Source organism: Aeromonas sp. DNP9 (assembly GCF_001728955.1).
In the GTDB taxonomy this organism is placed as follows: domain Bacteria; phylum Pseudomonadota; class Gammaproteobacteria; order Enterobacterales; family Aeromonadaceae; genus Aeromonas; species Aeromonas veronii.
In genome coordinates, this window is sequence record NZ_LYSQ01000001.1 from 155630 (window position 1) to 181717 (window position 26088).

25 protein-coding genes and 1 other RNA gene are annotated in these 26088 nt (G+C 58.3%); 19 read left to right on the plus strand and 7 right to left on the minus strand.

Going from position 1 to position 26088, the window contains the following annotated elements:
* The first annotated feature begins 140 nt into the window (after positions 1-140).
* The 7 genes from A9G06_RS00650 (at position 141) to ffs (ending at position 6728) form a co-directional block, all read left to right on the plus strand.
* Positions 141-923, plus strand: coding sequence for an enoyl-CoA hydratase (locus tag A9G06_RS00650; RefSeq protein WP_069553936.1), 783 nt, complete (start codon positions 141-143; stop codon positions 921-923).
* 18 nt (positions 924-941) lie between these two features.
* Positions 942-2054, plus strand: coding sequence for an enoyl-CoA hydratase/isomerase family protein (locus tag A9G06_RS00655; protein ID WP_069553937.1), 1113 nt, complete (start codon positions 942-944; stop codon positions 2052-2054).
* 51 nt (positions 2055-2105) lie between these two features.
* The gene (gene mmsB, locus A9G06_RS00660) at positions 2106-3008 is read left to right on the plus strand and encodes a 3-hydroxyisobutyrate dehydrogenase (protein ID WP_069553938.1); all 903 of its coding nucleotides are present in this window, start codon (positions 2106-2108) and stop codon (positions 3006-3008) included.
* A gap of 52 nt (positions 3009-3060) precedes the next feature.
* Positions 3061-3840, plus strand: coding sequence for an SDR family oxidoreductase (locus tag A9G06_RS00665; RefSeq protein ID WP_069553939.1), 780 nt, complete (start codon positions 3061-3063; stop codon positions 3838-3840).
* Between the two features lie 358 nt (positions 3841-4198).
* Positions 4199-5635: an arginine-ornithine antiporter gene (arcD, locus tag A9G06_RS00670; RefSeq protein WP_005336921.1), complete on the plus strand. Its 1437-nt coding sequence runs from the start codon at positions 4199-4201 to the stop codon at positions 5633-5635.
* Between the two features lie 105 nt (positions 5636-5740).
* Complete coding sequence (locus A9G06_RS00675) at positions 5741-6529, plus strand: sulfite exporter TauE/SafE family protein (protein WP_069553940.1); 789 nt, start codon at positions 5741-5743, stop codon at positions 6527-6529.
* A gap of 102 nt (positions 6530-6631) precedes the next feature.
* Positions 6632-6728: signal recognition particle sRNA small type (gene ffs / locus A9G06_RS00680), an RNA gene on the plus strand.
* A gap of 317 nt (positions 6729-7045) precedes the next feature.
* Here the strand turns inward: ffs and A9G06_RS00685 are convergent.
* The gene (locus A9G06_RS00685; protein ID WP_069553941.1) at positions 7046-8872 is read right to left on the minus strand and encodes an ATP-binding protein; all 1827 of its coding nucleotides are present in this window, start codon (positions 8870-8872) and stop codon (positions 7046-7048) included.
* 8 nt (positions 8873-8880) lie between these two features.
* Positions 8881-9372 (minus strand): molybdopterin-dependent oxidoreductase, encoded by a 492-nt coding sequence (locus tag A9G06_RS00690; protein WP_005351410.1) that lies wholly within the window; start codon positions 9370-9372, stop codon positions 8881-8883.
* 339 nt (positions 9373-9711) lie between these two features.
* Between A9G06_RS00690 and A9G06_RS00695 the strand changes: the two genes are divergently transcribed.
* From A9G06_RS00695 to A9G06_RS00720, 6 genes are all read left to right on the plus strand, one after another.
* Positions 9712-10062, plus strand: a complete 351-nt coding sequence (locus tag A9G06_RS00695; protein ID WP_005333409.1) for an STAS domain-containing protein — start codon at positions 9712-9714, stop codon at positions 10060-10062.
* The gene (locus tag A9G06_RS00700; RefSeq protein WP_005351415.1) at positions 10059-10475 is read left to right on the plus strand and encodes a hypothetical protein; all 417 of its coding nucleotides are present in this window, start codon (positions 10059-10061) and stop codon (positions 10473-10475) included. Before A9G06_RS00695 ends, A9G06_RS00700 begins: the two co-directional genes overlap by 4 nt.
* Positions 10476-10493: 18 nt before the next feature.
* Complete coding sequence (locus A9G06_RS00705) at positions 10494-12599, plus strand: SLBB domain-containing protein (RefSeq protein ID WP_005351417.1); 2106 nt, start codon at positions 10494-10496, stop codon at positions 12597-12599.
* 1 nt (position 12600) lies between these two features.
* Positions 12601-13269 carry a tyrosine-protein kinase family protein gene (locus A9G06_RS00710; protein ID WP_069553942.1) on the plus strand — a complete coding sequence of 223 codons (669 nt, stop codon included), beginning with the start codon at positions 12601-12603 and terminating at the stop codon, positions 13267-13269.
* 23 nt (positions 13270-13292) lie between these two features.
* Positions 13293-14783 carry a SpoIIE family protein phosphatase gene (locus tag A9G06_RS00715; protein ID WP_069553943.1) on the plus strand — a complete coding sequence of 497 codons (1491 nt, stop codon included), beginning with the start codon at positions 13293-13295 and terminating at the stop codon, positions 14781-14783.
* A gap of 80 nt (positions 14784-14863) precedes the next feature.
* Entirely contained in the window at positions 14864-15865 is a 1002-nt protein-coding gene (locus A9G06_RS00720; protein ID WP_069553944.1) for a glycosyltransferase family 4 protein, read from the plus strand.
* Between the two features lie 282 nt (positions 15866-16147).
* On the opposite strand, the gene A9G06_RS00725 is transcribed toward A9G06_RS00720, so the two are convergent.
* Genes A9G06_RS00725 through A9G06_RS00735 form a run of 3 tightly spaced genes read right to left on the minus strand, consistent with a single transcriptional unit; the run spans position 16148 to position 19069 of the window.
* The gene (locus A9G06_RS00725; protein WP_069553945.1) at positions 16148-16783 is read right to left on the minus strand and encodes a sugar transferase; all 636 of its coding nucleotides are present in this window, start codon (positions 16781-16783) and stop codon (positions 16148-16150) included.
* Positions 16780-17973 (minus strand): glycosyltransferase family 2 protein, encoded by a 1194-nt coding sequence (locus A9G06_RS00730; RefSeq protein ID WP_069553946.1) that lies wholly within the window; start codon positions 17971-17973, stop codon positions 16780-16782. The genes A9G06_RS00725 and A9G06_RS00730 overlap by 4 nt, the downstream gene beginning before the upstream one ends.
* Positions 17974-18004: 31 nt before the next feature.
* Positions 18005-19069, minus strand: coding sequence for a glycosyltransferase (locus A9G06_RS00735; RefSeq protein ID WP_253182296.1), 1065 nt, complete (start codon positions 19067-19069; stop codon positions 18005-18007).
* 244 nt (positions 19070-19313) lie between these two features.
* Here A9G06_RS00735 and A9G06_RS00740 point away from each other — a divergent pair, with 244 nt between their 5' ends.
* The 4 genes from A9G06_RS00740 to A9G06_RS00755 all read left to right on the plus strand — a co-directional run bounded on the left by A9G06_RS00740 (position 19314) and on the right by A9G06_RS00755 (position 23322).
* Positions 19314-20729, plus strand: a complete 1416-nt coding sequence (locus tag A9G06_RS00740) for a GNVR domain-containing protein (RefSeq protein ID WP_069553948.1) — start codon at positions 19314-19316, stop codon at positions 20727-20729.
* Between the two features lie 309 nt (positions 20730-21038).
* Complete coding sequence (locus A9G06_RS00745; protein ID WP_069553949.1) at positions 21039-21797, plus strand: hypothetical protein; 759 nt, start codon at positions 21039-21041, stop codon at positions 21795-21797.
* Between the two features lie 60 nt (positions 21798-21857).
* Positions 21858-22424: a hypothetical protein gene (locus A9G06_RS00750; protein WP_069553950.1), complete on the plus strand. Its 567-nt coding sequence runs from the start codon at positions 21858-21860 to the stop codon at positions 22422-22424.
* A 271-nt stretch (positions 22425-22695) separates the two neighbouring features.
* Positions 22696-23322 (plus strand): hypothetical protein, encoded by a 627-nt coding sequence (locus tag A9G06_RS00755; protein WP_069553951.1) that lies wholly within the window; start codon positions 22696-22698, stop codon positions 23320-23322.
* A gap of 104 nt (positions 23323-23426) precedes the next feature.
* On the opposite strand, the gene A9G06_RS00760 is transcribed toward A9G06_RS00755, so the two are convergent.
* On the minus strand, positions 23427-24272 hold the full coding sequence (locus A9G06_RS00760) for a DUF1194 domain-containing protein (protein WP_069553952.1): 846 nt from the start codon (positions 24270-24272) through the stop codon (positions 23427-23429).
* Between the two features lie 158 nt (positions 24273-24430).
* On the opposite strand from A9G06_RS00760, the gene A9G06_RS00765 reads away from it, so the two are divergent.
* Together A9G06_RS00765 and A9G06_RS00770 are read left to right on the plus strand one after the other, a co-directional pair.
* The gene (locus A9G06_RS00765; protein WP_069553953.1) at positions 24431-25198 is read left to right on the plus strand and encodes a hypothetical protein; all 768 of its coding nucleotides are present in this window, start codon (positions 24431-24433) and stop codon (positions 25196-25198) included.
* Positions 25185-25631, plus strand: a complete 447-nt coding sequence (locus A9G06_RS00770; protein WP_069553954.1) for a hypothetical protein — start codon at positions 25185-25187, stop codon at positions 25629-25631. The genes A9G06_RS00765 and A9G06_RS00770 overlap by 14 nt, the downstream gene beginning before the upstream one ends.
* Here A9G06_RS00770 and A9G06_RS00775 read toward each other — a convergent pair.
* On the minus strand, positions 25609-26085 hold the full coding sequence (locus A9G06_RS00775; RefSeq protein WP_069553955.1) for a hypothetical protein: 477 nt from the start codon (positions 26083-26085) through the stop codon (positions 25609-25611). The genes A9G06_RS00770 and A9G06_RS00775 overlap by 23 nt on opposite strands.
* Positions 26086-26088 lie beyond the last annotated feature (3 nt).

Consider the following 26088-nt stretch of genomic DNA (forward strand, 5'->3'; position numbering starts at 1 on the left):
CCGGTGGTCGCATCAAGGGTGTGTTGCCTGCCACCCGATTTGCACCATGCCATATCGGTTTTGGCTTTGTGAGCCAGCCACAGGTTGGCGTCATTCAAGCCTGTCATCATGACGGCAGCTTCATCGACAAGGACAATGTTATGACAAGGATCAGACTCGAATATCATGGCCACGTGGCCTATATCACCCTCGACCATCCCCCTGCCAACACCTGGACCCTCGCCAGCCTGCAGGCCTTTTTGCAGATGATGGTGGAGCTCGATAGCCGTCCCGATGTGGTGGCGCTGGTTATCCGTGGTGCGGGTGACAAATTTTTCTGCGCCGGTGCCGACCTCAATATGTTTGTCGAGGGGAATGTCGAGCAGGCCCGCGAAGTAGCCGAGGCCTTTGGCAAGGCCTTCGAGGCGCTGGCCCGCTTTCACGGCGTCAGTATCGCCGCCATCAATGGTTATGCCATGGGCGGCGGGCTGGAAGTGGCGCTGGCCTGTGATATCCGCATCGCCGAGCAGCAGGCGTTGCTGGGACTGCCGGAAGCCTCGGTGGGCTTGCTTCCCTGTGCCGGTGGCACCCAGCGTCTGACCGAGCTGGTAGGGCCGGGCTGGGCCAAGCGGATGATCCTCTGCGGTGAGAAGGTGAGTGCCTCGCTGGCCTACGAGATGGGGCTGGTGGAGGAGGTGGTGAAAACCGGTCAGGCGTGGGAGGCCGCCCATCAGATGGCCCATCTGGTGGAGCGCCAGAGCCCGAGTGCCCTGCGCGCCTGCAAAACCCTGATCAATCAGGGCCGCAGTGGCCCGCGGGATGCTGCCTTGCCCCTTGAGCGAGCGCTGTTTCTCGATCTCTTTAGCGATGCCAACCAGCGTGAAGGGGTGGCCGCCTTCCTGGAGAAACGCTCACCACGCTGGCAATATGGCCCAACAGAATAAATCCATACGGAGCCGTTTATGAGTGAGCCGGTCAAGGTTAGCTGTTATCCCACCGAAGATGGCCATCAGATCGGGGTGTTGACCCTCGACAGTCCTGCGTCTCTCAACGCATTGAGCCTTCCGATGATCCAGATCCTGCAACAGACGCTGACCCGTTGGGAGCAGGATCCCGCCATCGTCTGTGTGCTGCTGCAGGGGGCGGGTGAGAAGGCGTTCTGTGCCGGTGGCGATATCCGCTCCTTCTATTACCGCAAGCAGGAGGCGAGCGAGGCGGAACTGTTCGAGTATGCCTGCGACTTTTTCGAGCAGGAGTACCGGCTCGACCACCATATCCACAGTTATCGCAAGCCCCTGATCTGCGTGGCGGACGGTATCTGCATGGGGGGCGGTATTGGCCTGTTTGCCGGAGCCGATTTTCGGGTGGTGACCGAAAGAAGCCTGTTCGCCATGCCGGAGGTGACCATAGGCCTCTACCCCGACGTTGGAGCAAGCTGGTTTTTAAGCCGGATGCCGGGGCGGCTGGGGCTCTGGCTCGGTCTGACTGGCGCCCGCTTCAACGGGAGTGATGCCATCGGTCTTGGGCTGGCGGATCACGCCATCGCCAGTGGCGAGCGCAGTGCGCTGTTGTCACGCCTCGCCGTACTCGACTGGGCTGGCAGTGGTGATCCCCGTGAGCAGATCGATCTGCTGCTCACGGGGTTGTATGGTGAGGTGGCGGCCCGCTTGCCAGCGCCTGTGCTGCTGCCCCATCAACAGAGGATCGATGCCCTGCTGGCGGGGCGCACGCTGCAAGGGGTATTGGCGCGGTTGTTCGAGGCTCAGTTCGATGAACAGGAGGCGGTACTCCAGCAGGCGCAGCAGCTCTGCCGTACCGGCAGCCCCATCAGCCGCGCCATTTTGTGGCGTCAATATTGGCAGGCTCGCCGCAACTCACTGGCAGAGGTATTTGCCGAGGAGCTGACCCTCTCGGTCAACTGCGTGCTCAAGGGGGATTTTGTGGAAGGGGTACGGGCACTGCTGATCGACAAGGATAAAGATCCCCGCTGGCAACAGTTGCCACCGGAGGGGGAGTGGCTGGACGAGTTCTATCGCTGGCCGCAGGGGCGCAATCCGTTGGCCTGCAAGGAATAACATCTTGGCAACCGGCGGAGGCCGCCATCAGCAACGCAAGGAGCAAGCGGGATGACAAGGATAGGGTTTATCGGGCTCGGCAACATGGGGGGGCCCATGGCGGCAAATCTGGCCAGGGCCGGGCAGACGGTGCAGGTGTTTGATCTGGTTGCCCAAAACATTGAGCGCGCTATCGCCTCTGGCTGCATCGCAGCTGGGGATGCCCGTGAGGCGGTGACCGGCTGCGAGGTGGTGATCAGCATGCTCCCTGCGGGGGAGCATGTGCGCGACCTTTGGTTGTCTGAGGGGCAGGATCTGCTGGCAGCACTGCCGGTTGGTGCACTGGTGATCGACTGCTCCACTATCGATGTCGACTCTGCCCGTCAGGTCGGGGAGGCGGCCCGCGCCCGCGGTTTGCGCTTTATCGATGCCCCTGTCTCGGGTGGGGTCGCCGGCGCAGCGGCAGGCTCACTCACCTTTATTGTCGGTGGCGAACAAGCCGACTTTGATGCGGCCAAGCCCGTACTGGCCTGCATGGGGCAGAACCTGTTTTACGCCGGGACGCTGGGGGCGGGGCAGATCGCCAAGATGTGCAATAACATGCTGCTTGCGATCCATATGGCGGGCACTGCCGAGGCGCTGGCCCTCGGGGTGAAGGAGGGGCTGGATCCCGCCGTGCTCTCCACCATCATGGGCAAGAGCTCCGGCAACAACTGGAGTCTGGAGCGCTACAACCCCTGGCCCGGGGTGATGGAGAATGTCCCTGCCGCCCGCAACTATCAGGGGGGCTTTATGACCCGCCTGATGGTGAAAGATTTGGGGCTGGCCATGGCGCTGGCCGAGCATGGCCACAGTACGGTGCCCATGGGGGCGCTCGCACGTAACCTGTTCAACCTGCATGCCGCCCAGGGGCAGGGGAGCCGAGATTTCTCCAGCATCGTCGAACTCTATCTGGATAAACAGGATCCCGCCTGACGGGCCACCTCTCTTCAAGGCATCTCCCTTCTACCAGCTACAAGGAGCATTGATGGATATCAAAGGTAAGGTCATCGTTATTACCGGCGCCGGACGTGGCTTGGGACGGGCCATTGCGCTGGCCCTGGGCGCACAGGGGGCGACGCTGGCGCTGCTCGACATCAATCGCGCCGATCTGGAGGCGACCTCAGCCATGGTGCACAGCCAGAATGATCAGTGCGATCAAGATAGCCAGTGTGAGCTGTTTGTCTGCAATGTGGCGAGCGAAGCCGAGGTTGAGTCGGTTTTTGCTGCTATCAAGGAGCGTTTTGGCGTGCTGCACGGTCTTATCAACTGCGCCGGCATTTTGCGCGATGGCATGCTGATCAAGGTGAAAGAGGGGGAGCTGGTGGAGAAGATGACGCTGGCCCAGTGGCAGAGCGTGATTGACGTCAACCTCACCGGTACCTTCCTCTGCGGTCGTGAAGGGGCGGCGCTGATGGCGCAAGGGGGGCTGGGGGGCGTTATCATCAACATCTCTTCCATCGCCCGCGCCGGCAATATTGGCCAGAGCAACTATGCCGCCAGCAAGGCGGGGGTTGCCTCGCTGGTGGTGACCTGGGCGCGGGAGCTGGCGCGCCATGGCATTCGGGTGATGGGGATTGCCCCCGGGGTGTTTGCCACCGATATGACTGCGGCGATGAAGCCGGAGGCGATGGCGCGGATGCAGCAGGCTATTCCGGTCGGCACCCTTGGCGAGGCGCAACAGCTGGCCGAGACGGTGAGCTTTATTTTTGCCAACGACTATCTGTCGGGAAGGATGATAGAACTGGATGGTGGTTTGCGTTTATAGGGATTTACATAATGGGCCCCGGTGTTTCCACCGGGGCTTTTTTATGCAGATTATTTATACAGAGAGTGCCTGAATGGCGATGCATAGGAACCATGCGAGTCAGGTTGTGTTGGCAGAAAAATGAGAAATATCAATGGGTCTTGGTTAATTTGAGCCAGCTCACAGGCCATATGGGTCAGTGCTGTAAAATTGCGCGCGGTCAAGGCGGTGCATGATTGACGGGACGAGGGATTGCGGTCGGAATAGTCATGCAATATAGTTGCCGCCTTTTTCACGGGGTCAGGATTCCCAGCCCCTCCCATATTGCGCGCAGTATGAATACGGACGCTCTGCCGCCGCCTAAATAAACAGGATTGAAATGGACAAGAAACTAGGGCTGGGCGCCCTCATTTCGCTGGTGATCGGCTCCATGGTCGGCGCCGGGGTCTTCAGTCTGCCACAAAACATTGCTGCGCATGCCAGTGCCGGGGCGGTGGCCCTGGGTTGGGCCATCACCGGTCTTGGCATGATCTGTCTCGCACTGGTCTATCAGAACCTCTCCATGCGCCGCCCCGATCTCGATGGCGGTATCTTCAGCTATGCCAAGGCCGGTTTCGGCGATTTCATCGGTTTCAACGCCGCCTGGGGTTACTGGCTCTGCCAACTGCTGGCCAACGTCTCCTACGCCATCGTAGTTTTTAGCGCGCTGAGCTACTTCTTCGATACACCTGACAACGTCATCTTCGGTGACGGCAATACGCCGGTGGCCATCACGCTGGCCTCCATCCTGATCTGGTCAGTGCATGCGCTGGTGCTGCGCGGGGTACAGGTTGCTGCGCTGGTGAATATCGTCACCACCATCGCCAAGATGGTGCCGCTCATCGTCTTCTGTGTTGCGATCCTGCTGGCCTTCAACATGGATACCTTCACTCTGGATATTTGGGGCCAGAACAACATGGAGCTGGGCTCCGTGATGGATCAGGTCAAGTCCACCATGAAGGTGACCCTCTGGGTCTTTATCGGGATTGAAGGGGCCGTGGTGGTCTCTGCCCGTGCCCGTCATCGCAAGGATGTGGGCCGTGCGACCGTGCTGGCGTTGCTCGGCGCCCTGACACTCTATGTGATGGTGACCCTGTTCTCGCTAGGTGTCATGAGCCAGCCGCAACTGGCGGCGCTCAAGAACCCTTCGACCGCCATGATCCTTGAAGCTGTAGTCGGCCCCTGGGGCGCCTGGCTTATCAACATCGGTCTGGTGGTGTCGGTGATGGGGGCTCTGCTCAGCTGGACCGTGCTGGCTGCTGAAGTGCCCTACATTGCAGGCAAGACCGGTGTGTTCCCGGGCTGGTTTGCCAAGGAGAACAAGAACGGCTCGCCGCAGGTGTCCCTCTGGTGCTCTACCTGTCTGGTGCAGATCTTCCTGATCATCATCTACTTCCAGAGCAGCACCTATCTGGCGCTGGTCAACATCGCAACCTCGGCGGCGCTGGTGCCTTACGTCTTTTCGGGCGCTTATGGCCTGAAGCTGGCATTGAAAGGGGAGACCTATCAGGGTCAACCTCATCAGCGCAAGCGTGACCTGCTGCTGGCCCTGGTGGCGACGGTTTACGGCTGCTGGCTGGTATACGCTGCCGGTGTGGAGTACCTGTTGCTGGTGGCGCTGCTCTACAGCCCGGGCATCTTCATCTACTGGAAGGCGCGTCAGCATCACGGTCTGCGCGGCCTTAACCGGTTGGAGCAGGGGATGACGGCGGCCCTGCTTGGCTGTGCCGTGCTGGCCTTCTACAAGGTGATGGATGGTACCATTCCACTGCACTAACCGGCACAATGAAGAGATGGCCCTCGCGCCATCTCTTTTTTTTCATGCAGATATCCACTGTTGCCCGGCCGTGTCGGCCAGTTTTTGTTTAACACAGGAATTTTTATGCTGTTTATGGGTTACCTCCTGCTGGGCGCCTTTGCCGGTATGCTGGCGGGACTGTTCGGGATCGGCGGCGGTCTTATCATTGTCCCCGTGCTGGTCATGACCTTTCGCGCCCAGGGCATCGACCCTGAAATCATTACCCATCTGGCCCTCGGCACCTCGTTGCCCACCATGATCTTTACCGGATTCAGCTCGCTGCGGGCCCACCGGGAGGCGGGCGCCGTCGACTGGGTGATGATCCGCCGACTCGGCGCCGGCATGCTGATCGGGGGCTGGCTTGGCGGCATGACCGCCAATCTGCTCAGCACCAGCACCCTCAATATCATCATCGGTTGTTTCGCCTGGAGCATGGCGCTGCAGATGGGGCTCAACCTTAAACCCAAAGCGGAGCGCCATATGCCGGGGCCGCTCGGCACAGGCATCGCCGGTACCATCATTGGCTGGATGTCAGCGCTGTTTGGTATTGGCGGTGGCTCGCTGACCGTCCCTTATCTGAGCTGGAACTCGGTGCCAATGCGCAATGCGGTAGCGGCCTCTGCAGCCTGCAGCATGCCCATCGCGCTGGCGGGGAGTCTGAGCTACCTCTATGCGGGTTGGGATCATGCCGATCTGCCCGAGTGGAGTGTGGGCTACATCTATCTGCCCGCCCTGCTTGGCATTGTGCTGACCAGTACCCAGTTCGCCCGCATTGGTGCCAAGCTGGCGCATCGCCTGTCACCAAAACGCCTCAAGCAAGCATTTGCCCTGCTGATGCTGCTGGTGGGGGCGAAATTTATGCTGTTTAGCTGATTCATTCGGCAGATTGTTGAAAAATAAGGCAAACGATCTGTTGGAGGGTAGAAAGCCGTTGCATTGAACGCCCAGTTTGCCTATTCTCCTCGCCGGTGGTCCTATTGGTCCTCTCGCATTGATAACCCGTCGACCTGGTCAGGACCGGAAGGTAGCAGCCAAGGCGGGGGACTCGAGTGCCGGGATGTGGCTGGTAGGGCCACCACTTGTTTCTGCAATTCAATAAGTTAGCTTCCTAAAGCCCTGGTCATCCACTTTGTGTGGACGACGAGGAGCTCATCGATGAATCTCTGGCTCAGTCCCCACGGCATCTGGTATTACCGAAAAGTCACCACGCTCCCCTGTGGTCGTCGTAAAGAGATCAAAAAATCCCTGCATACCCGAGACAAGCTGACGGCCCGTGCAGCTGTTGCGAAGCTGCTTGCCTGTGTGCATTCCAGATCCAAGCCCATTCAGTTGCCTGCAGAGGCCAATGTTGCCCCACATGAGCAATCAGTAGCCCGGAATCAGGGGGGGTTATTGCTTGGTGACACGCATGGCTGCGTTGTATTTGAGCCGCCTATGGGAAATATGTCTGTTAATCTCGCTCAGTAGCGTCTCTTTATTGATGGGCTTGGTGATATACCCGTTCATGCCATGGGAGAGATAGTATTGCTTGGATTCCGGCATCGCATCAGCCGTCAGGGCGATGATGGGGATATCTGCCCAAGGCATCTGGGAGGTGCGGATCCGGGTGGTGGCCACCAGACCATCCATCACTGGCATCTGGACATCCATCAACACCAGATCAAATTCGGTGTGACCCAGTTTCTCCAGCGCCTCTTCTCCCTGTACGGCCAGTGTGACCTGATGGCCCACGGAGTCGAGCATGGCGCCGATCACCTTGCGGTTGGTGGCATTGTCATCAACCAGCAAGATGCGATAGCTCTCCTGATCCAGCGGCTTGGACGGCAGGCAAACAATCGAGGGGGTCGTGGCTCTGGCGGGCCAGATGTAGGTAAAAGTACTGCCATGTCCCTCGCTGCTCTCTACCGAGATATCGCCGCCCATCAGGCGTGCGAGGTTACGGGATATTTCAAGTCCCAGGCCCGATCCGCCATATTGGCGGGTGATCGAGACATCCGCTTGGGCGAAACGTTGAAACAGGTTCTTTAACTGACTTTTGCTCATGCCGATCCCGGTGTCTTGGATCGAGATACGTATCGAGTAGCGATCCTGCTCCAACAGGGTGCTATCAACGTGGATCTTTACTTCCCCCTGATGGGTGAACTTGATGGCATTGCTCACCAGATTGAATAGTATCTGACGCACTCTCAGCGGGTCGATCATCAACCACTCCGGCGTATCGGGGGCGACAGTGAGTGTCAGCTTGATCCCTTTTGCATCGCAGTTGCTCTGCATCAGGGCCCGGATATCCTCCAGCAGCTGGGGCAAGTGATGGGGGGCCAGTTGCAGCTCGATCTTGCCCTCTTCCAGCTTGGATACATCCAGAATGTCGTTGAGCAGACCGAGCAGATGGTTTGCCGATTCGCGTGCCGTCTCCAGATAGTCTCGCTCCCTCGGATCCATATCCCGGTCGGCCAGCAGTGAGAGCATGCCGAGAATGCCATTCATGGGGGTGCGAATTTCATGGCTCATGTTGGCCAAAAAGCTGCTTTTGGCTCTTGTGCCGGCCTCTGCCGCCTGATTTGCCCGCAGCAGTTTGTCATTGAGCTGCTGCATCAGTTTGTGTTGCAGAAACGAGATATTCATTTGCCGCCAGATCAGCAGGGCGAGCACAAAGAGCAGCGCAAATTGCAGGGTTGCGATGAGTGTCGTCGTGATGATCTGCTCCCTCACGCTGTCGCGACGCGCCACATCAAACAGGGTCGCCTGCTGGTTCACCTCCAGAGTCAGCTGATGGAGCAGGGGAAGCAGGGAGGCGAGCTGTTGGCGCAGCTCCTGATGGGCAAGATTGTCGAGCTGCTTGGTGGCTTCCGGGCCGAGCCAGATATCCGCCAGAGAGATGTAGGATCGAATGGCTTTGCTTGCCTGCTGGTAGATCTCTGTTTGCTGAAGCAGGCTGCGATCCTTGCTCTCCAGCACCAGATCCATGCGGCTGACCAGAATATCGTATCTGAGCTGGAAGGTCGGTTGCGACTCATGGAGCAGCGAGCTTTGAAAACGCAGCGCTTCGTTATAGAGCTGGAAATAGTTCCACATCACGTTGTCTTCGCCCTGGCTGGTACTGCGCTGCAGATCCTGAAATTGCCGGTACTGGATGGTACCAATACCGACAAAGGCAAGAAGCAGTACGCAGAGCACCACAAACAAGAAACGTTGACTGGCCGCCATGGAACGCATGATGGGATTTACTCCACTTTTATCGCACTGATCTGCCAGATAGCCCGACCGTAATAGAGCTTGTTTTGCAGTTCGGGATATTGATCGAACGGATAGACAAGGAACAGCGGCCCTTTGTCACGCACCGACAGTGGCTTGCCATTGATCGTGCGGGCGAGGATGACCCGATACTGCTCGGCATCGCTTGTAGGCACCTGTACCGAGTAGTCATTGAGCGCGGTAATGGTGAGCTGTTTGCCGGTTGCCCCGACCTTGGCCAATACATCTTGCAGCAGCGGGCCGCGAAAGGTCTTGGCTTCGTCATACCAGGGGGTATGGGTTTTGATTTCGTGTACCGGCAGTTGATCCAGCATGGCGCTGTCCCACAGGGCCAGAGCCTGATGAGTGGGGCTGCTGATGGCACCTTCAACCTTCAACACGGCGCTGTCAGGGGAGGGGGCTGCGTATGCTGTGCCGCAAAGGGCAGCCAACAGCGGTGCGATATAAAGGCCTGCTTTCATGATCTCTCCTTCCTGGAATATGGCGGCATGGGGGCCGAGCCAACGGTGGCTTGTGAGGTGTGTCCAAAGGCAAGCAATAATCGGGCCCGGTGCGATGGGCTTGAATTATCAGTCATTTAGCCTGTTATCGGGCGATCTCGGCCAAGGTGAGTTGCAGTTTGCAACGTGCGGGGGAGGTTAATTGCAATTTGGCAATCAAAACGAGGAGTGGGTGCCGGCGAATAAGGCGCAAAGAGTATCATTTGGGGAACAAGTGCCATGGCTCTGCCCGGCATAACATTTGCAACGTGCGGAATGCCGTGACAGCAAAATAGTCTGAGAATCGACAAGGAGCTAGCGATGGAAAGCATGACTTACACCCTTAATGATATCCAGGTCGTGGTACTGGAAAACGAGTTTGACGCGATGGCCGTCAGTGAGCTCCGCCCGTTGTTTGAAACCCTCTCGACCCACCCGGGAGATATCCTGGCCGATATCAGCGATGTTCATTTTATCGATTCATCGGGGATCGGAGCCTTGGTATTTCTCTATAAAAGATTGATTATGAACGGGCATCAGATGGCCCTTGTCTGTGGACCCGGTCAACCTCATGACCTGCTGGAGATGCTGCATATCGACCGGGTGATCCCCTGCCATGAGAGCATCAAGGCCTATATGCGTTCCCGTGGCATGATGGCCGCTGCATCATGAAACGCTTTGGTATCCTGCTCTCGTCCATTCTGCTGTCGGGTTGTGCGCAGTGGCCACCGGAGGGGTATGGCGGCATGGCCGAGGCAAGACCCACCCGAATTCCGGTCAATGAGGATGAACGGCGGGTCTGGTCTCGTTATGATGAGCGTCAGAAGGAACTCGACTTGCAGCTGACGGAATTAAAGCAAGCGAGTCTGCAGGGGTGTATGCCTGCCGAGTTGAAACGACTACAATCTCAACGTATTGATATCGAACGGGATATGCACGGACGGCTCTGGTCGGATGTGGCCTGGCGTCAGACCGTGTTGGCACAATCACTACAACAAGTACGTTTGCGGCTGCAACAGACAACAGCGGATGGCTGTCGTGCTGATTGGTCAGGGCTCCCCTTACGCCAATGGGGGCAGACGTAACAGACGAAAAGGATGTCTATGAAACGGGGCGCTCTCGAAGGATTGATCTGTGTTCTCTTGCTGTTGTTCACCTGCCCGTTACTGGCCTCCACCTTGTTGGCTCCCGGTGATCGGTTGGCCATAGTGCAACCCGGTGAGCCTGCTTTTGATCAGCCTTTCCAGATCAACAAGCAGGGGGAGATTGCACTGCCTGAAGTCGGCAACCTAGTGGTGGGGGGGAAGACCCTGCAACAGGCGGATGAACTGATCCGCACCGCCCTCAAACCTGTTTACAACAACCTCTCTCAATTGACCGTCACCTTGCTGGAGAAGCGGCTGCTGATCAGCGTGATGGGCTATGTCAAAAAACCCGGCAGTTATGATCTGGCGCCCGATGGCAACGTGCAGATGGCCCTCGATGCCGCTGGCGGTCTGGTGCCCGGCGCCCAGCTCAACAATATGCAGGTGCGGCGTGGCAGCACGGTCTCTAGCTTCGACTACAAGCGTTATCTCGATACCGGCGATGCCAGCGTGTTGCCACCATTGCAATCCCTCGATGTGGTGTTCGTGCCAGCATCCCCTTTGATCGGCAACGTGCAGATCGATTTTGATGCGGCGACCCTGGCGGCAGGTGGGGATGGGGATACCGGCAAGGCGATCAAGGTATTTGGCGAGGTCAACAGCCCCGGCGCCTTCAGTTTCAAGAGTGGCAACTCCATCGTGGATCTGCTGATGCGAGCCGGTGGGGTGACCCGCTTTGCCGGGGTGGAGCGGATCCGGGTGATTAATGGTGATGCCCCCGAACTGTTCGATCTCAAAGCCTATCTCGACTCCGGCAACAACAAGTTGCTGCCCAATCTGGCGCCGGGCGCCACCATCTTCGTACCCAAGGATGAAGAGCAGATAAAACGGGGGGCACGTACCATCTACATCATGGGCGAGGTGTTCAAACCCGGCGCCTATGAGGGGCGGGAAGGGGACTCCTTCCTCGATATTCTGGCCAATGCCGGTGGCCCGACCCGCTATGCCGAGAGTCGCCAGATCCGTTTGCTGCGCACCGATGGCACGATCGAACCCATCGACTTGCAGGCCTATACCGAAGGGATGCAAAAGGCGCTGCCCCAAGTCAAACCCGGTGACGCCATCTTTGTGCCGGAAAAGACCGATATCAACGAGAAGTCCTGGTTGAAGGTGGCACCCGGACGGGCGGTGATGGTGATGGGGGCGGTACGGATCCCGGGCCGCTATGAATGGTCTGACGAGATGTCGCTGCTGGATCTGATCGCCCACGCCGGAGGCCCCAACGAGCGGGCCGATATCGCCAAGGTGCAGATCCTGACTGCCGAAGGGGGACAGGCCACGCCGACCCTGTTTGATCTCGACAAGTTCCTCCATCAGGGCGGGGCGCTGGCCAGCCTGCCGAAGATCCGAGCCGGATTCACCATCATGATCCCCGAGCTGCCCACCGATCCCAGTGACAACAAGTCCCAGTGGGTGCGCCAGTCACCGGACAGTTCCATCTATATCTTCGGTCAGGTCGGGGCCCCCGGTCGCTATGCCTTCAATGAACAGATGGGCTTTATCGACATCCTGTCGGCCGCCGATGGCCCGACTGCGGCGGCGGATCTGCGCAATGTGCGCATCGCCCATCGCAGTGGCAGCACCGCGCGGGTCAGCAAGCTCGACCTTGCCCTCTACTTTGAAACCGGCGATGAAACCTTGCTGCCCAAGGTGCTGCCCGGTGACTCCATCTACCTGCCGGAGAAGAATCGTCCTTGGCTCGACGAGCCCAAGGAGAACACCATTCGAGTGTTGGGGGCCATCGCTCGCCCCGGTCGCTACCGCTTTGACTCCTCCATGACCCTGCTGGATCTGCTGGCCGAGGCGGGAGGACCGACCAGCAGCGCCTATATCAAGAAGATTGTGGTGATCAACATGGCCACCAGTGGTCAGGGGGATCAGGCCCGCAGCTTCGATCTCGACGGCTTTGCCAAAGAGCCAGACTTTAGCCAGTTGCCGGTGCTGCGCGCAGGGGACACCGTCTTTATCCCTGACAGCAAGAGCAGCAACTGGGCCATCTTCATGGATGGCATGCGCGACATCCTGACCACGATCTCGGTGGTGGCCCTGGTCGGGACGCTTTGATATGAGCATCCCCATTCAATATCTGGAGCTCGAATCCCTCTACGCGGCGACGGTCGCCCGGGGGATCCGCTCGCTGGCGGTCACTTCGTCGGAAGGGGGAGAGGGGGTGAGCTCCATCTGCGATGCGCTGGCAAGGCGCTCGGAGGCGGATGGGCTGCGCACCCTGCTGGTGGATCTCAATCTCTATCACCCCGGCCGCGCCACGGCGGTTGCCTGGGGGCCCAATGATGTGCCCGAGCCGGTGGCCAATGGCCGCTCCTTGTCGCTGCTCCCGGCGCCGGGCAAGGATCTGATGGCCTTTCGCAACAAGGATACCTTGCGCCAATTGCTGGTTCGCTGGCTGGAACATTACGATGTGGTGATCTTCGATACCTCGCCGCTCACCGCCCTCAATCGGGGCAATATTCCGGCCGATCAGGTGTGTGGGGCCTGTGAAGGGGCACTGCTGGTGGTGCTGGCGGGAGTGACCCCGACCACCGTGGTACAAAGTGCGGTGGATAAACTGACCCGTGCCGAGGCCAATCTGATTGGCGCAGTCTATAACGACAAGCTCAACCCGGGGCTGGCCAGCGAGATCCTGCGCGAGCTCAACCGGCTGCCCAGTAACCGGGTGACCGAATGGCTCAAGCGCTGGTGCCGGCGCAGTGCCTTGCTCAATTTCCGGATCTGATCGCCCGCTGATGGAGGCCCGATATGGATGACTGGTTGCGATCTGCTCCGGCAACCCTGCAGTCGGTGCGCGAACTGCGCAACCGGCTGGCGCAGGGACTCTCCCTGTTTCAGGTCTCCCCAAAGGATCAAGCCAACTGGCTGCTCTGTTTCAGTGAGCTGGCCACCAATAGCGTCAAACACACTGCTCCTCCCGCGACCCGGCTCTGGCTCACTCTGAAAGAGGATGAAACGGGCTTGAGTCTGATACTGGAGGATGATGGCGGCCCGCAACCCGGCCTTGCCAGCGCGCCGTTACCTGATGAGCTGCAGGAGGGGGGATACGGGCTGGCGCTGGTGCACCAGCTGTTTGCCGAGGTGCACTTCTCTCGCGACGGTGATCGCAATCGCGTGACCCTTCGCCAGCAGGGCCCGGTCAACCAGTTGCCGGTGATCGCGGTGATCGACGATGACAAGGTTATGCGTGCCTTGCTCACCGCCTACCTTCATGAGCACTATCGGGTTGAAAGTTATGCCGACTCCCATGCCGCCCTGCTGGCGCTCGGGAAGCAGCCCCCCGCGCTGGTGCTCTCCGATATCGAGATGGAGGGGATCGATGGCTTTGGGCTGCGTCAGCAGTTGATGAAGGATCCCAAGATGAAGGGGGTGCCCTTTATCTTCCTGACCGGTCATCAGGATCAGTGGACCCAGAGTCGGGCGGGGGCGCTGGGGATCGATGACTTTCTGGTCAAGCCCATCACCAAGCAGGACCTGTTGCTGGCGGTTTCGCGGGTGCTGCAACGCTCGGAGCAGCTCAAGTCGCAATGGGGCGAACAGCTGGATCAGCGCATGACCTCGGCGCTGCGCCCGTTATTGCCCGCCACCTCGATAGGGGGATACCAGCTGGCGCTGCAAACCCGCGCGGCCACCGTGGGGGGCGGGGATTTTCTGCTGGTCAAGGATCGGGTGCTGTGGCTAGGGGATGTGATGGGCCACGATGCGGAAGCCAAGTTCTTTGCCCATGCCTATGCCGGTTATCTGCGCGGCTTGCTGACGGCGCACGATCTGGAGCGCGCCCCCGCCCGCTTGCTGACCATCTTGTCTAATGCGGTTCACAGTGATCCGTTATTGGGGGCTACCCTGCTCACCACCCTCTGTATTGAGCTCGGCAACGAGGGGCGGGTGCAGTGGGCCAGTGCGGGCCACCCTGCGCCCTGGCTGGTCGGGCCCGGCACCATCCGTCAGGTCGGCGTGACCGGCCCCTTGCCCGGTTTGCGCCCGGATCCCCACTTCGTGACCAATGAGCGTCAGCTCAAGCCCGGCGAGATCCTGCTGTTCTGGACCGATGGTCTGCTCGATAGCCGTGATGCCGCAGAGCGCCAGCGCTGGGAGTCGCAGCTAAAAGAGATCTGCCTGACTTCGGGGCCCGGTCTTGAGCAACTGGCTCATCGCATTGCCCGCTGGTTTGATGAACGCATCAATGATGCCGCCCTCGATGACATGACCCTCTTGCTGGTCGCCTGTCCCGGCGCCTGATCCTGCCCCTCTTTGCCTGACTGGCCCGCTCTATGCAGCGCCTCATTTCAGGTGGCATGGAGCCACGGGAGGAGGGCCTTATGTTACCCATGCAGCAGATCTGGTTGGCCATCGATGCACGTCAGGTCGGTGGAATAGAAGTTCACATTATCCACTTGGCCAACGATCTGCTGGCCAGGGGATTTCGCCCCACCATAGTGCTGGTGAGCAACCACGGCATGACCCCCTTTACGACCCTGCTCAAACAGCAGGGTTTGCCCTACGAGGTGTGCCACAACAGCCGCGACTTTATGCGCCGTCTGGCCCGCCAGCCGGCTTCTGTGCTGATCCACACCCACGGCTACAAGGCCGGGGTGCTGGGGCGGCTGACAGCCTGGTTTACCGGTAAATCGGTGGTCTCGACCTTTCACAGCGGGGATGACGGGGAGGGATTGCTGAAGTTTTACAGCTGGCTGGATCGCACAACAGCGCGTTTTGCGAAGTGTATTGCAGTAAGCGAGCCCATTGCTCGCAAATTGCCTGTGCCAAGCACGGTGATCAGCAACTTTGTCCCCATGCCTGCGACGCCGGCTACGGTAACTGGCAACCGGATTGCCTTTGTCGGCCGCCTCTCGCCGGAAAAGGGGCCGGAGGCGTTCTGCCAGCTGGCCGCCTTCTGCGCGGATGGGGCGTTTCATCTCTACGGGGATGGCCCCATGAAAAGTGCCTTGTTGCAGCAGTATGGTGATCGCGTCCAGCTTCATGGTTTCCAGAACATGGCCAATGAGTGGCACAACATCGACCTGCTCTGCATCACCTCCCGCTTTGAAGGGTTGCCGCTGGTGGCCCTGGAGGCGATGGCTCACGGCATACCGGTTTGTACCTTTGCTGTGGGGGGGCTGGTCAATCTGATCGACCATAAATCCAATGGCTGGCTGGTGGAGCCCGGCCATGTGCGGGATATGGCTGAGCTGGTCAACTACTGGCTGCGTAGCGATGGGGTGGTGCGCAGCAAAATGAGTCAGGCGGCCCGCAACACCATAGCCCGCGGGTACAGCGTCAACAACAGAGTGACCGATATTCTGGCTGTCTACGGCGCCTGAATCACGGAGAAACCTGTCAAAACGAGTGGCCGCTGGCCACTCGTTTTTTTATGTGCCGGTGTTAGCGGTTGCAGGGGGCGGATTGCTTATGTGATCACGCAACGCTCGGGTTTCTGCAGTGGGTCAAGCGGACATCCGGCCTGTGGATGGGGCCAGATGATGGCGATCAGGTCGCTGACTTCTCGGTGATCAACGTTGATTTGCCACAAGGATGCGCCATAAAAAAGGCCATTGCAGTGGCAATGGCCTGATGGTCTCGAGGTGTGGCTGAGATTGGCGGGATTAGCGCCCCTTCTTGCCGACCATGATGGCGATCGTCTTGCCGATGATATGCACATCCTGCACCAGCCAGCGCCAGGGGTGGAGCAGAGCAACCGAGTAGGCCAGATCGAACGCCAGCTTGCTGCGCACATCATCGAGCGACTCGTCGTAGCCCTGATTGACCTGTGCCAGACCGGTAATGCCGGGGGCCACTTCATAGGTGCGTTCGATAAAGTACGGCACCGCATCTTCCAGCCGGTTGGCGATCCCGGGTCGCTCCGGGCGGGGGCCGATCAGTGACATCTCCCCTTTGATCACATTGATAAACTGCGGCAGCTCATCGAGCCGGGTTTTGCGCAGGAAGTCGCCGCTGCGGGTGATCCGGTTGTCCCCCTTGCCACACCAGACCGGCCCGGTGGCCGCCTCGGCGTCGGCGCGCATGGTGCGAAACTTGATCATGAAAAAGAGCTCGGTATGGGTGGCGTGGCTGCGTCCGATCCGCAGCTGACGAAAGAACACAGGCCCCGGGCTATCGAGCCGGATGGCCAGCATGATCAGCGGCCACAGTGGCAGCGTCAGCAGCAGGCCAAGAGTGGCACCGAGCAGATCCATGCTGCGTTTGACCACCAGGGTCAATCTTGGAATGGGGTGTGTCATACGGCTTTCTCCTGTGACATGAAACGTATGGGGGCGCGCAGGCAGTAGCGCAGGGTGCCCATGCCGTTGTACCAGTGTCCGAGTACCAGATAGTGGATCTTGCGAAACAGATTGGGCCAGGGGTGCACAGGGGTCAGTTGGATCAAGATGATCAGCAGATACCCCAGCAGTTGCAGCCCCAGCAACAGCTGAAACAGCAGAGATTGGGTGGCAAGCGGGATGGCGCAGAGCCACAGCAGGGTCAGGCAGAGCGGCATCAACACCCGCAGCCCCTTGCCACTGGCAAAGTTGAAGGCAACCCAGCCGAACTTGGGGTGCAGCAGGGGCAGTAACCGCAGCAGCTGCTGGGTGTTGCCAGCGCCGATCCGCTTGCGCCGTGTCGCCTCCAGCGCGGCATCGGAAACTTCCAGCTCAAGTGCGGCGCAGCGATTGTCATAGACAGCGCGATACCCCTTGGCGATGGCCTGCATCGGCAGGATGAAATCGTCGTTGATGGTATCGGCAGCCAGCGGGGTGAGGCACTCCCGGCGCATCATGTAAAAGGCCCCGTGGGCCCCCAGCATGCCGCCAAGGGCCGATTCGCAGAGCTTGATCTGGCTTTGATAGTGCCAGTAACTCTCCTCGCCCTGTGAGCCCGGTTGCCAGAAGCGGTACGCTTCCCCGACCACCCCTACCTTGGGATCGGCAAAATGGGCGACCGCCAGCAGCAGGCTGTCGATGGGCAGCAAGGCAGAAACATCGGTGAGGGCCACCAGATCGCTGTGCACCCGGGTCATGGCCTCGTTGAGCACGGCGACCTTGCCGCGATTGCGGGGGTGATCAAACAGCCTGATCTGCAACTGCTGCAGGGCGGGATCTCCGAGCTGGCTTAGCGCAATGGGGTAACTGTTGTCGCTGCAACCATCGAAATGCACATGCACCCACAGCTTGTCGGCGGGGTAATCGAGGCTGGCGAGGTTTTGCAGCTTGGCCGCGATGGTCGCCGCCTCGTTGTAGACCGGCATCAGCAGGGTGATGGTCGGCAGCGCCTCATCGGCGGCGTCTATTTTGAATCCCCGATCCAGGGGGCGGGGGGGATTGGCTACCTTGCGCGCCTGCCGACCACCGAATTTGAGCAGCAGGGGATAGCCGACATGGTGGTAGACCACCAGTACAGCGCACAGCCAGAACACGATCATGATCCATTCCATGGGATGCTCCTCTGGTCATCGGGTCGCTTGATCAGCGGCTGTAAAGCTGCTGATAGGCCTGAGCCATCCGGCTCAAGCTGCTTTGCTGGCACACAAACTCTCGGGTGACGGCACGCAGGCTATGGCACTGCAGCAACCCTTGTGCCAGAAGCTGGGCAAGGCGGCCGGGATCCCGCTCCGACAGGATATGGCCGCTGGCCTGACAGACGATCTCTCTGGCCGCCCCCACATCGCTCATCACCACCGGCACCCCGCAGGCCTGTGCTTCCAGCACGCAGAGCGGCATCCCCTCCGCCAGCGAGGGGAGGCAGAAGAGATCCAGCCCCTGATAGAAGCGCGGCATGTTTTCGACCAGCCCCAGAAAATGGACCCGATGGGCGATCCCCAGTTGCTGACACTGTTGTTGCAATGCATTTTGCAAACTGCCGACCCCAGCCAACGCAAGATGCACCTCCTCCGGCAGGGCGCGGATCGCCTCCAGCAGCAAGGTATGTCCCTTGACCGACTCAAGGCGGGCGGCGCAGCCAATCAGTTTGACCCCTTGCGGCAATCCCATCTCCTGACGGGCGAGGGCGGCGGCGCCCGGGGCAAAGCGCTGCTCATCGATGCCGTTGGGGATCACTGTTGGCGACAGCTGGCCCAGCTTGGCCAGCAGCTGGTTGGCCACCGGCGTGGCATCGGCCACCAGAATGGGTTTGAAGGCGCGCAGCCCCCACAGGGCCAGCGTGCGCTGATGGGGATCATCGAGATACCAGGCATCGTGCTCTGTGTGTACCTGGGTGGGCACCCGGGCCAGCCGACTGGCGAGGCCACCATAGAGCATGGGCCCCAGATGGTGGGTATGTACCGCGACGGGCTTGAGCTGGCGCAGCAATCGGGTGAGCCGCCAGAGGGTTGCCAGCGACCATCCAGCGGGCTTTTCCAGACAGTGAATATTGCCCGCGAAGGGATGCAGAGCGGGCCATGCCCTTAGCACATCTCCTTTGCGCCCTTCGAGGGAGATGATATGCACCGGTTGCTCGGCGGGGCTCGCCTGAGTGAGGTTGAGCACCATGGTCTCCAGCCCGCCGGGCTGCAGGTGCTGCACTATTTGCACGACAGGTTGCACGACAGACTGAACGACGGGCTGGGGGATGACGTCCCTGTGAGGATGGGGTTTGTGCGACGGGGTTGATGACAACATGGTTCGCGCTCCGGCAAGGGAAGGGGTCACACCCCGGATAGCGGGAGAATGCGAATCTTGTACCACTCTTGCGATCTGCCCACAGAGGCGATCAGCTCCTCTGGTGGCACTGCCTTTGCATCGTGCGGGGGGAGGGCTTTTCTCAGGGAGTGATGCCATGCCTGTCCAGTTCTATTACAACCTCTACATCATTCTCTTTGCCGCCTGGCGCCGTCGCTATCTGCTGGTGATCCCGGTACTGGTGATGCCGCTGGTGGGCGTGACGGTCGGTCTGCTCAGCCCCAAGGAGTATGAGAGCCGCACCACCTTTATGGTGCCGCAAGATGCCAACCAGACCCCGACCCTCAAGGATCTGATCACTCAGGAGAGTCTCAAGGATCGCTTTGCGGTGCTCGAAGCCCTGCTGCGCAGCCGTTATGTGCTGGACGGGGTGGCGCGGGATCGCGGTCTGGTCAATGACGAGACCCCGCCTGCCCAGCGCGATGCCATCATGGACTGGCTCTCGAGTGCTGTCTCTTTGCGGCTGATCGGCGATGAGGTGATCGAGATAAAGGTCAAGGCGGATTCGGCGGCCAACAGCGCCGGTTTGCTCGAAGCCATTTCGCGGCGCTTTTTCTTCAACCTGCTCAGCAAGGGGCGCCAGTCGGCGGAGTCGTCCGAACGTTTCCTGCAAAGCCAGCTCGACAGCCGCCGCAGCGAACTGCAAGCGGCCGAGCAGCTGCTCGCCGATTTTAAACGGGAGCATGCCAGCGCCTTGCCCCAGCAGCAGAGTACCAACGTCGCCCGTCTCTATGGCTTGCAGGAGCGTTATGCCGAGAGCCTGATCACCTTGCAGCAGGCCAAGTCCCGGGTAGATCAGCTATCGCTGGGGCAGGAGAGCCAGCTGGCCCGCCAACTGGATGAGAAGCTGCAGCTGATGCGCACCGAGCTGGTGTTGCTGCGGGCCCGCTACAGCGACGAGCACAGCAAGGTGCAGAGTCTGCGCTATCAGATTGACCAGTTGCAGCAGGAGTTCGAGCAGCTCAAATCCCAGCCGGATATGGCCCGCGGGCCCGAGTGGCAGCTGGCCCAGACGCAGCTGACGGAGGCGGAGCAAAACACCGCTGGCTTGAAGAGCCAGCTGGATGGGCTGGACAAGGTGGTTGACTCCCAGGGGGATACCGAGCGCCAGCTCGCCGAGCTGGAGCGGGATCTGGTGGTCAAACGCACCCTCTATCAGGATTTGCTGCTGCGCTATGAGAAGGCCAAGGTGACAGGCGATCTGGGCAACTTCGAGCAGGGAGAGCGGATCAAGGTGATCGACAAACCCTTTGCCCCCAGCAAGCCGAGCAACTACCCGCTCTGGCTGTTTCTGTTGGCGGGCATTGTTGGCGGACTGGGGCTCGGCTGCGGTCTGGCGCTGGTGGCCGAACTGGCGGATGCCAGCCTGCGCCGCTCCGATCAACTGGCCGCCCTGGTCAAGGCGCCGGTGCTAAGCCGCATTCCCTACTGCGAGCCGGTGCCGGACTATCCATCCAATAGTGATCATGCGCTGGATGGGCAGGTGCTGCCCTTGTCACCAGAGCCGGGGTGATTGCCACAAAAGCTGGCTGCTAGCCGGAATCTGGATATTTCTGAAAAGGCCTTGTGATAAGGCCTTTTTATGTTGTACGGATGGCGGAGTAAACATCGCGGCAAGCCAATAAAAGAGGAGATAGGCTTCATTTTCTGTTTACGTTTCTTGACGGTAGTTTTACCCAGTGGTACAAGTGGAACTGACCTAAGGCATTGATAATACACATATAAATCAGGCGTTGGTTGGTAATTGCGCTATTTTAAAGTGATTTTATTGGTTGTAATGACGAGCGGTAGGGCGGAGCTAGATGGAAGGCGTTAATAACACATGAATAGCGCCTTCCATCTAGTTACTGTTAAATTTCTTTTAAGTTCAGACAGTGGCGATCGAATGGAAGAGTTAAAGAAAGTTGAAGAACTGATTGTGTCATTTTTTTGCGAGTCACATGACTTTAATGGGATCCCGCTTAGACAAATTTCACAGGATTTGGGATTGGAATATGAATATAGCATCGACTTGGTAAAAGAATTGGTCAAATCTGAAATTGCTTCGATTCAATCTAGCTCGAATCCACATATTATTGGCTTTTCACATCATAAGGTCGACTCTCAACTTCAAGTACTCGATCATGCAAAGACTACAAAGGTCGAGAGTCAGAAAATTGGTGTGCTTGAAATATCAATTGAGAAAACAGAATACCCAATCTGTGTTTATCCGACCAAAATTCTCCTAGAAAAGAGTCGTGATTTAACTATATTTGGCAATGCCAAATATACGACTCAACTAGCTTTGGCTGAACCGCAACTAACATTTAGGTTTTTTGAAACTGATGTTTTGGAGCGTTACTCAAACGATCCTAGATTTGATTTTAAATTTCACGATTTTAATGGTTCGATTTCATGCCAATATGATGAGGACGGTAATCCCATTCTCAGAGAAGAAGATCGGATATTTTTGAAGTCGTTCGGGCTGGGGTTTGATTCTGAATCTAATCGAGTGGTAGTTGTATTATTAAGGGATCTCAGCAAACTCTCGTGGGAACATCAAGTGTATTGGAGTACAAAGGAGATCCCATTCAGCGAGTGAAAAGTATTAGAAGACCACTTTAATAACGTAATTCTTGGGCAATGGATCACTTCCAAATCTATGTTCAGTGCTTTAATTGATGAGATTAACGCTATTTATAAACTGACTGCATCAATTTTTGGCACTCCTTTGTTTCTAAAAGAGTTTGATGGACAAGACAGCCCTAAAAACTTTACTTTTTTCTTTTCCCCGACATCGAAGAACTATTACGACTTCATAAATTTACTTGATAAGCTCTTGTCTGAGAATATCAATAAATCGTTCTTCGAGGGAACATTGGAATTAGAGGAGCTAAAACTAATCGATGGTGATATTTATGAACGTGTTCGTAAAGGTACACTACGGCTACTTGAAGAGTGGATAGTCTTGTCGTTCAGGTTTCCGGATAATAGTTACCCAAGTAAAATGTTAAATCCATTGAAGAAAGTACGCAAAGAACGACAAACGCCAGTTCACAAAGTTGTTGACAACAAATATGACAAAAGCTACTTCGCTAAGCAAAAGAGCATAATGGAAGATTGTTATTTTTCTATCACCAGCCTACGGAGACATCTACAAACACATCCAGAAGCGCATTTGGTTGAGCTAGCCCCATACTTGGATAAAGTAGATGTGAAATATTTTTAGCTCGTAGGTTCGATTAGCCGGTAGGCGTAATCGGACGATCGCGATGAAATTCCATGTCAATGCGGCAATAACGTCACGACCGGAGCCAGTTCGAGAGTAAGTGTTTTTGGGGAGGGGCGAAGTGGCAAGCTGGGAGGGTTTTGGTGAGTTTAATAGAAATATTGCAAAAAGACCGCGAATGTCCGATTACGCTTCGCTAATCGAACCTACAGCCCTTGCTTCCGGAAAATATCGAATGCTGCAAGGCAGCTTATTTCAAACGTGAGGATCGATGAATCAACCCATAGCGCTCACTGATGGCTACACGTTTTGCATCGCAGGCACCGGTACGGAATACCGCTTGTGCGCTCCCTTTCTGCTCCCCGAAGCGGTAGACCCAATAGCCATGCTGGCTGTTGCCAATCAGTCACTCGACCTACATCCCTGTGCTGCATTATCACAAGATGCTTCAAGAGCCCGGAGCGCTGCCGCCTTTATGTTGCTATGTGTGGGACGAGCCGCTCAGGCAGAAGCCATTATCCGAGAGGTGATCTCCGCGCAGATGGTTTCAGAGGACGATGCTGCTCGCGTGAGCTCAGAACTACGCCTAGTGCAGGTTTTGCAGCGGCTCGATCGTGCGGACGAAGCTGTCATATTGGCCTCCCAAGTAGTTGAACGGTTGCAACAAAGCTCCCTTATGCGGCATTTCGCACTGCATCATCTTGGCAAGGCTCTCGCACAGACCGGTGCTTATGACAATGCTCGCGCCGTGTTGTCAGAGGCGCGCTCTCTACGCCAGGCGCTGGGCAAGAGTGAACTTATTGCATCCACTCAGGAGGCCTTATCGTTGTTGCCCTCAGAAGAACAAGCGGTGCAGCATCCATATGGTCAGAGCTGGCATATTGGTCAATCGGGCTAATTTCGTCAGGGCGACTAGCCTTTGCGCTCTGCATTCAGATCATCACCGCCACAAAAAAAATCAGGGAGCCATGGCTCCCTAATCGCAACACACGGGCTGATAAATCAGCCGATAGCTGGCGTTTGTTGCCAGTTGGCTTGCTGCGGACGGCCTTGAGATCGGCGTTGATAGCGCCAGGCCAGCAGTAGCGGCATACCGAGCAGCAGCTGGGCGGCCAGCGGGATCTCCTCGATGGGGGCGGCCAGTGCCCCTTCCGGAATAATGCCCCCCTCAATTTCGGCCGCCAGTTTGAGCTCCAGCGCATTGCCAAAGTCGGCGAAGGTGGTGGCATTGATGACAAACGCATCCTGACCGCCCGCCACGTTCCCCACATACCACTCTTGCAGCACCCCATCGGCATAGTCCTGACCTATGGTGATGCCGTTGATGGTATCGATGCCAGAGGCGAGCAGTTGATCCCGCACGGTGGAGGTATCCAGCCCGTTGTTCTGGATGCCGTCACCCGACACATCCATCACCTGGCGGGCGGCGGTGAAGTTGTTGGTATCAAACTGTTGGGCACCAAAGGCCATGGCCGAACCGGGGGCCGTCATCCCCGCATAGGGGCGCACCAGGTTGTCCAGCGTGGCGGCAAAGTTGTTGATGGAGGTCATGTCGTAGAGGTGGAACCAGTCGGTCATCAGACTTTGCTGGTTGCTGCTGCTCCACATCACCATCTGCACGGCGATGGATCCCAGCTTGCCGCCGCTGGTATCGAGGATGGCGCTCTGCACCTCCTGGTTATAAAAGGCGTCCACATACCCCTGTAACTGCAAATTGAATTCCGATGAACTGACACTGCCCGACACATCCATCAGCAGTTGCAGTTCGGTATCGACTTCGGTCAAGGCGTATGCGGGGGAGGTTACCAACAACATCCCCAGCAGCCCTGCCAACGGTTTGAGTTTCATTGCTCACTCCTTCTCCCTGGCGCTAGTGCCAGCAGGGTGGAATGAATAAAACGTGCCAGCTTTGTTGAATCATCTAACTTGGCTTGGTCCGGGTGAAGGCGGGCAGGCATGGAACTTGCGACAGCGGTCAAGAGAGCTGATAAGCGGCAGGAGTTGCGATGAAGATCCGTCCCTGGCAGTGGGCACCCAACTGGCTGCTACTTGGTTTGGCCAATCAGTGGGGCATGGTGTGGCTCAATATGGGTCACTTCAACCTGCTGGTGGTGTTGCTGATTGCTATCTGGTGGCAAATTGCATCGCGGGTTGCACCGAGCTGGCGCCCGCATCCACTGACGCTCACCCTCTTTATCCTGCTGATCCTGATCCCCAGCGCCAGTTGCAAGGCGCTGGCCTGTTTGCTGCTGGTGGCCTCGTTGTGGCGCCGTCATCAGAGTGGCGATGAGCGGGCGGTGCTGCAGATTGTGCTCGCCTTTACCGTGGCGGTGTTGTGGGGTCAGCAGGTGTTTGCCCTGCTCTCCGGCCCTGTGCTGGCGCTCGATGCCTGGGGGGTGGGCCAGTGGTTGCAACTGCTGGGCTGGGAGACTCGCCTTGATGGCAATCGCATCGAGCGGTTAGGGGGCCATGCCCTGATCGTACTCAAGGGGTGCTCCTCGTTTTCTCAACTCTATCTGGTGGTGCTCTCCTGGCTGGTCTCCTGCTGCTGGCTGGCGCCGGAGCGCCCACTCTACCGGCAGTGGCCCATGTTGCTGCTGGTTTGCCTGCTCTATATCGGGGCCAATCAGCTGCGGTTGGTGCTGATGAGCCTGGATCTGCGCTGGTATGGCTGGCTGCATACCGGCTCGCTGGCCCAGCTCTACCAGTGGGCCATCATGTTGTTGGTGATGACCATCCTCTTTATCCGGGGGCGCCGTGATGCATCTATCTAGGGGATATCTGCTGCTGTTGCTGGTGGCGCTGCTCAGTGCTGCCGCCATGGGCTGGCGTTATCAGAACCGGGCAGTTAACGAGGGGGCCCAGCCCATGCTGCTGGAGCTGGTCCAGATGGGCTGGCGCTTGCGGGTGGCTACGCCGGTATTGGGTGGCACCTATGTCAGCTATCAGCTGGCCCATCCCCGCTGTGATCGTCTGCTGCAGGCCATGCTGGTGGCGCCGGATAGCGAGGCGATGTCAGTGACGCTGGCGGGTGAAGGGATGAGTCAGGGGGTGATGTTTTTAGGCGAGCTGCACCAGAGTCCGCCGCTGATCTCGTACCGTCTTACCCAGGGTTGGCGCAAATTGTGGGGGCTGGCACCTTATCCCCTCTATCGGGTGGCCTTGCCGACTTCTTGCATTGACCTTATTGCGCCGCCGCTGGGGTGACCGACCCCGATTCACCGTTTGGCAGAATGCGGATCAGCAAGGTATTGGGGGCCAGCATGGGGTCATAGCGGGGCTCCAGCTCAATGGCGCGAGCTCCCAGCAAGCGGGTGAGAGCCGTCAGTCGCACGCTCGCCATCCGCGCACTCTCCAGCATGTCGGTTTGCAGCCCGGGGCCGCTGATCAGCGCAATTCGGGCCGGATCCTTGCGTCCCAAAAACTGATGCAGCTGCTGCTCCTGATCCGCCGCAAGTTGTGTCTCCGCTTGCTGGTACTGCAGTTGCAGCTGGGGCTGTTCGGCCAGTTGCTGTTCCCGCAACTGGTTGAGGATCGGCAGGGTCTCATTGACCGGCTCCTGACGGGCGCAACCGGTGAGGATCAGCAGCGGCAGCATCAGAGGCAACAGGCGGCGCATGGCGCTGTCTTTGGCTGTGGAGCGGGGAGTCTGGTTGGCCATACG

What these genes read in the sequence shown, in the direction of transcription:
- A9G06_RS00755 (WP_069553951.1), top strand. Translation starts at nt 22,696, where the DNA reads ATGAATCAACCCATAGCGCTCACTGATGGCTACACGTTTTGCATCGCA.
- mmsB (WP_069553938.1), top strand. Translation starts at nt 2,106, where the DNA reads ATGACAAGGATAGGGTTTATCGGGCTCGGCAACATGGGGGGGCCCATG.
- A9G06_RS00730 (WP_069553946.1), bottom strand. Translation starts at nt 17,973, where the DNA reads ATGGAATGGATCATGATCGTGTTCTGGCTGTGCGCTGTACTGGTGGTC.
- A9G06_RS00705 (WP_005351417.1), top strand. Translation starts at nt 10,494, where the DNA reads ATGAAACGGGGCGCTCTCGAAGGATTGATCTGTGTTCTCTTGCTGTTG.
- A9G06_RS00685 (WP_069553941.1), bottom strand. Translation starts at nt 8,872, where the DNA reads ATGCGTTCCATGGCGGCCAGTCAACGTTTCTTGTTTGTGGTGCTCTGC.
- A9G06_RS00690 (WP_005351410.1), bottom strand. Translation starts at nt 9,372, where the DNA reads ATGAAAGCAGGCCTTTATATCGCACCGCTGTTGGCTGCCCTTTGCGGC.
- A9G06_RS00745 (WP_069553949.1), top strand. Translation starts at nt 21,039, where the DNA reads ATGAATAGCGCCTTCCATCTAGTTACTGTTAAATTTCTTTTAAGTTCA.
- A9G06_RS00695 (WP_005333409.1), top strand. Translation starts at nt 9,712, where the DNA reads ATGGAAAGCATGACTTACACCCTTAATGATATCCAGGTCGTGGTACTG.
- A9G06_RS00750 (WP_069553950.1), top strand. Translation starts at nt 21,858, where the DNA reads ATGTTCAGTGCTTTAATTGATGAGATTAACGCTATTTATAAACTGACT.
- A9G06_RS00760 (WP_069553952.1), bottom strand. Translation starts at nt 24,272, where the DNA reads ATGAAACTCAAACCGTTGGCAGGGCTGCTGGGGATGTTGTTGGTAACC.
- A9G06_RS00715 (WP_069553943.1), top strand. Translation starts at nt 13,293, where the DNA reads ATGGATGACTGGTTGCGATCTGCTCCGGCAACCCTGCAGTCGGTGCGC.
- A9G06_RS00770 (WP_069553954.1), top strand. Translation starts at nt 25,185, where the DNA reads ATGCATCTATCTAGGGGATATCTGCTGCTGTTGCTGGTGGCGCTGCTC.
- A9G06_RS00775 (WP_069553955.1), bottom strand. Translation starts at nt 26,085, where the DNA reads ATGGCCAACCAGACTCCCCGCTCCACAGCCAAAGACAGCGCCATGCGC.
- arcD (WP_005336921.1), top strand. Translation starts at nt 4,199, where the DNA reads ATGGACAAGAAACTAGGGCTGGGCGCCCTCATTTCGCTGGTGATCGGC.
- A9G06_RS00700 (WP_005351415.1), top strand. Translation starts at nt 10,059, where the DNA reads ATGAAACGCTTTGGTATCCTGCTCTCGTCCATTCTGCTGTCGGGTTGT.
- A9G06_RS00710 (WP_069553942.1), top strand. Translation starts at nt 12,601, where the DNA reads ATGAGCATCCCCATTCAATATCTGGAGCTCGAATCCCTCTACGCGGCG.
- A9G06_RS00725 (WP_069553945.1), bottom strand. Translation starts at nt 16,783, where the DNA reads ATGACACACCCCATTCCAAGATTGACCCTGGTGGTCAAACGCAGCATG.
- A9G06_RS00675 (WP_069553940.1), top strand. Translation starts at nt 5,741, where the DNA reads ATGCTGTTTATGGGTTACCTCCTGCTGGGCGCCTTTGCCGGTATGCTG.
- A9G06_RS00720 (WP_069553944.1), top strand. Translation starts at nt 14,864, where the DNA reads ATGTTACCCATGCAGCAGATCTGGTTGGCCATCGATGCACGTCAGGTC.
- A9G06_RS00740 (WP_069553948.1), top strand. Translation starts at nt 19,314, where the DNA reads ATGCCTGTCCAGTTCTATTACAACCTCTACATCATTCTCTTTGCCGCC.
- A9G06_RS00665 (WP_069553939.1), top strand. Translation starts at nt 3,061, where the DNA reads ATGGATATCAAAGGTAAGGTCATCGTTATTACCGGCGCCGGACGTGGC.
- A9G06_RS00765 (WP_069553953.1), top strand. Translation starts at nt 24,431, where the DNA reads ATGAAGATCCGTCCCTGGCAGTGGGCACCCAACTGGCTGCTACTTGGT.
- A9G06_RS00655 (WP_069553937.1), top strand. Translation starts at nt 942, where the DNA reads ATGAGTGAGCCGGTCAAGGTTAGCTGTTATCCCACCGAAGATGGCCAT.
- A9G06_RS00650 (WP_069553936.1), top strand. Translation starts at nt 141, where the DNA reads ATGACAAGGATCAGACTCGAATATCATGGCCACGTGGCCTATATCACC.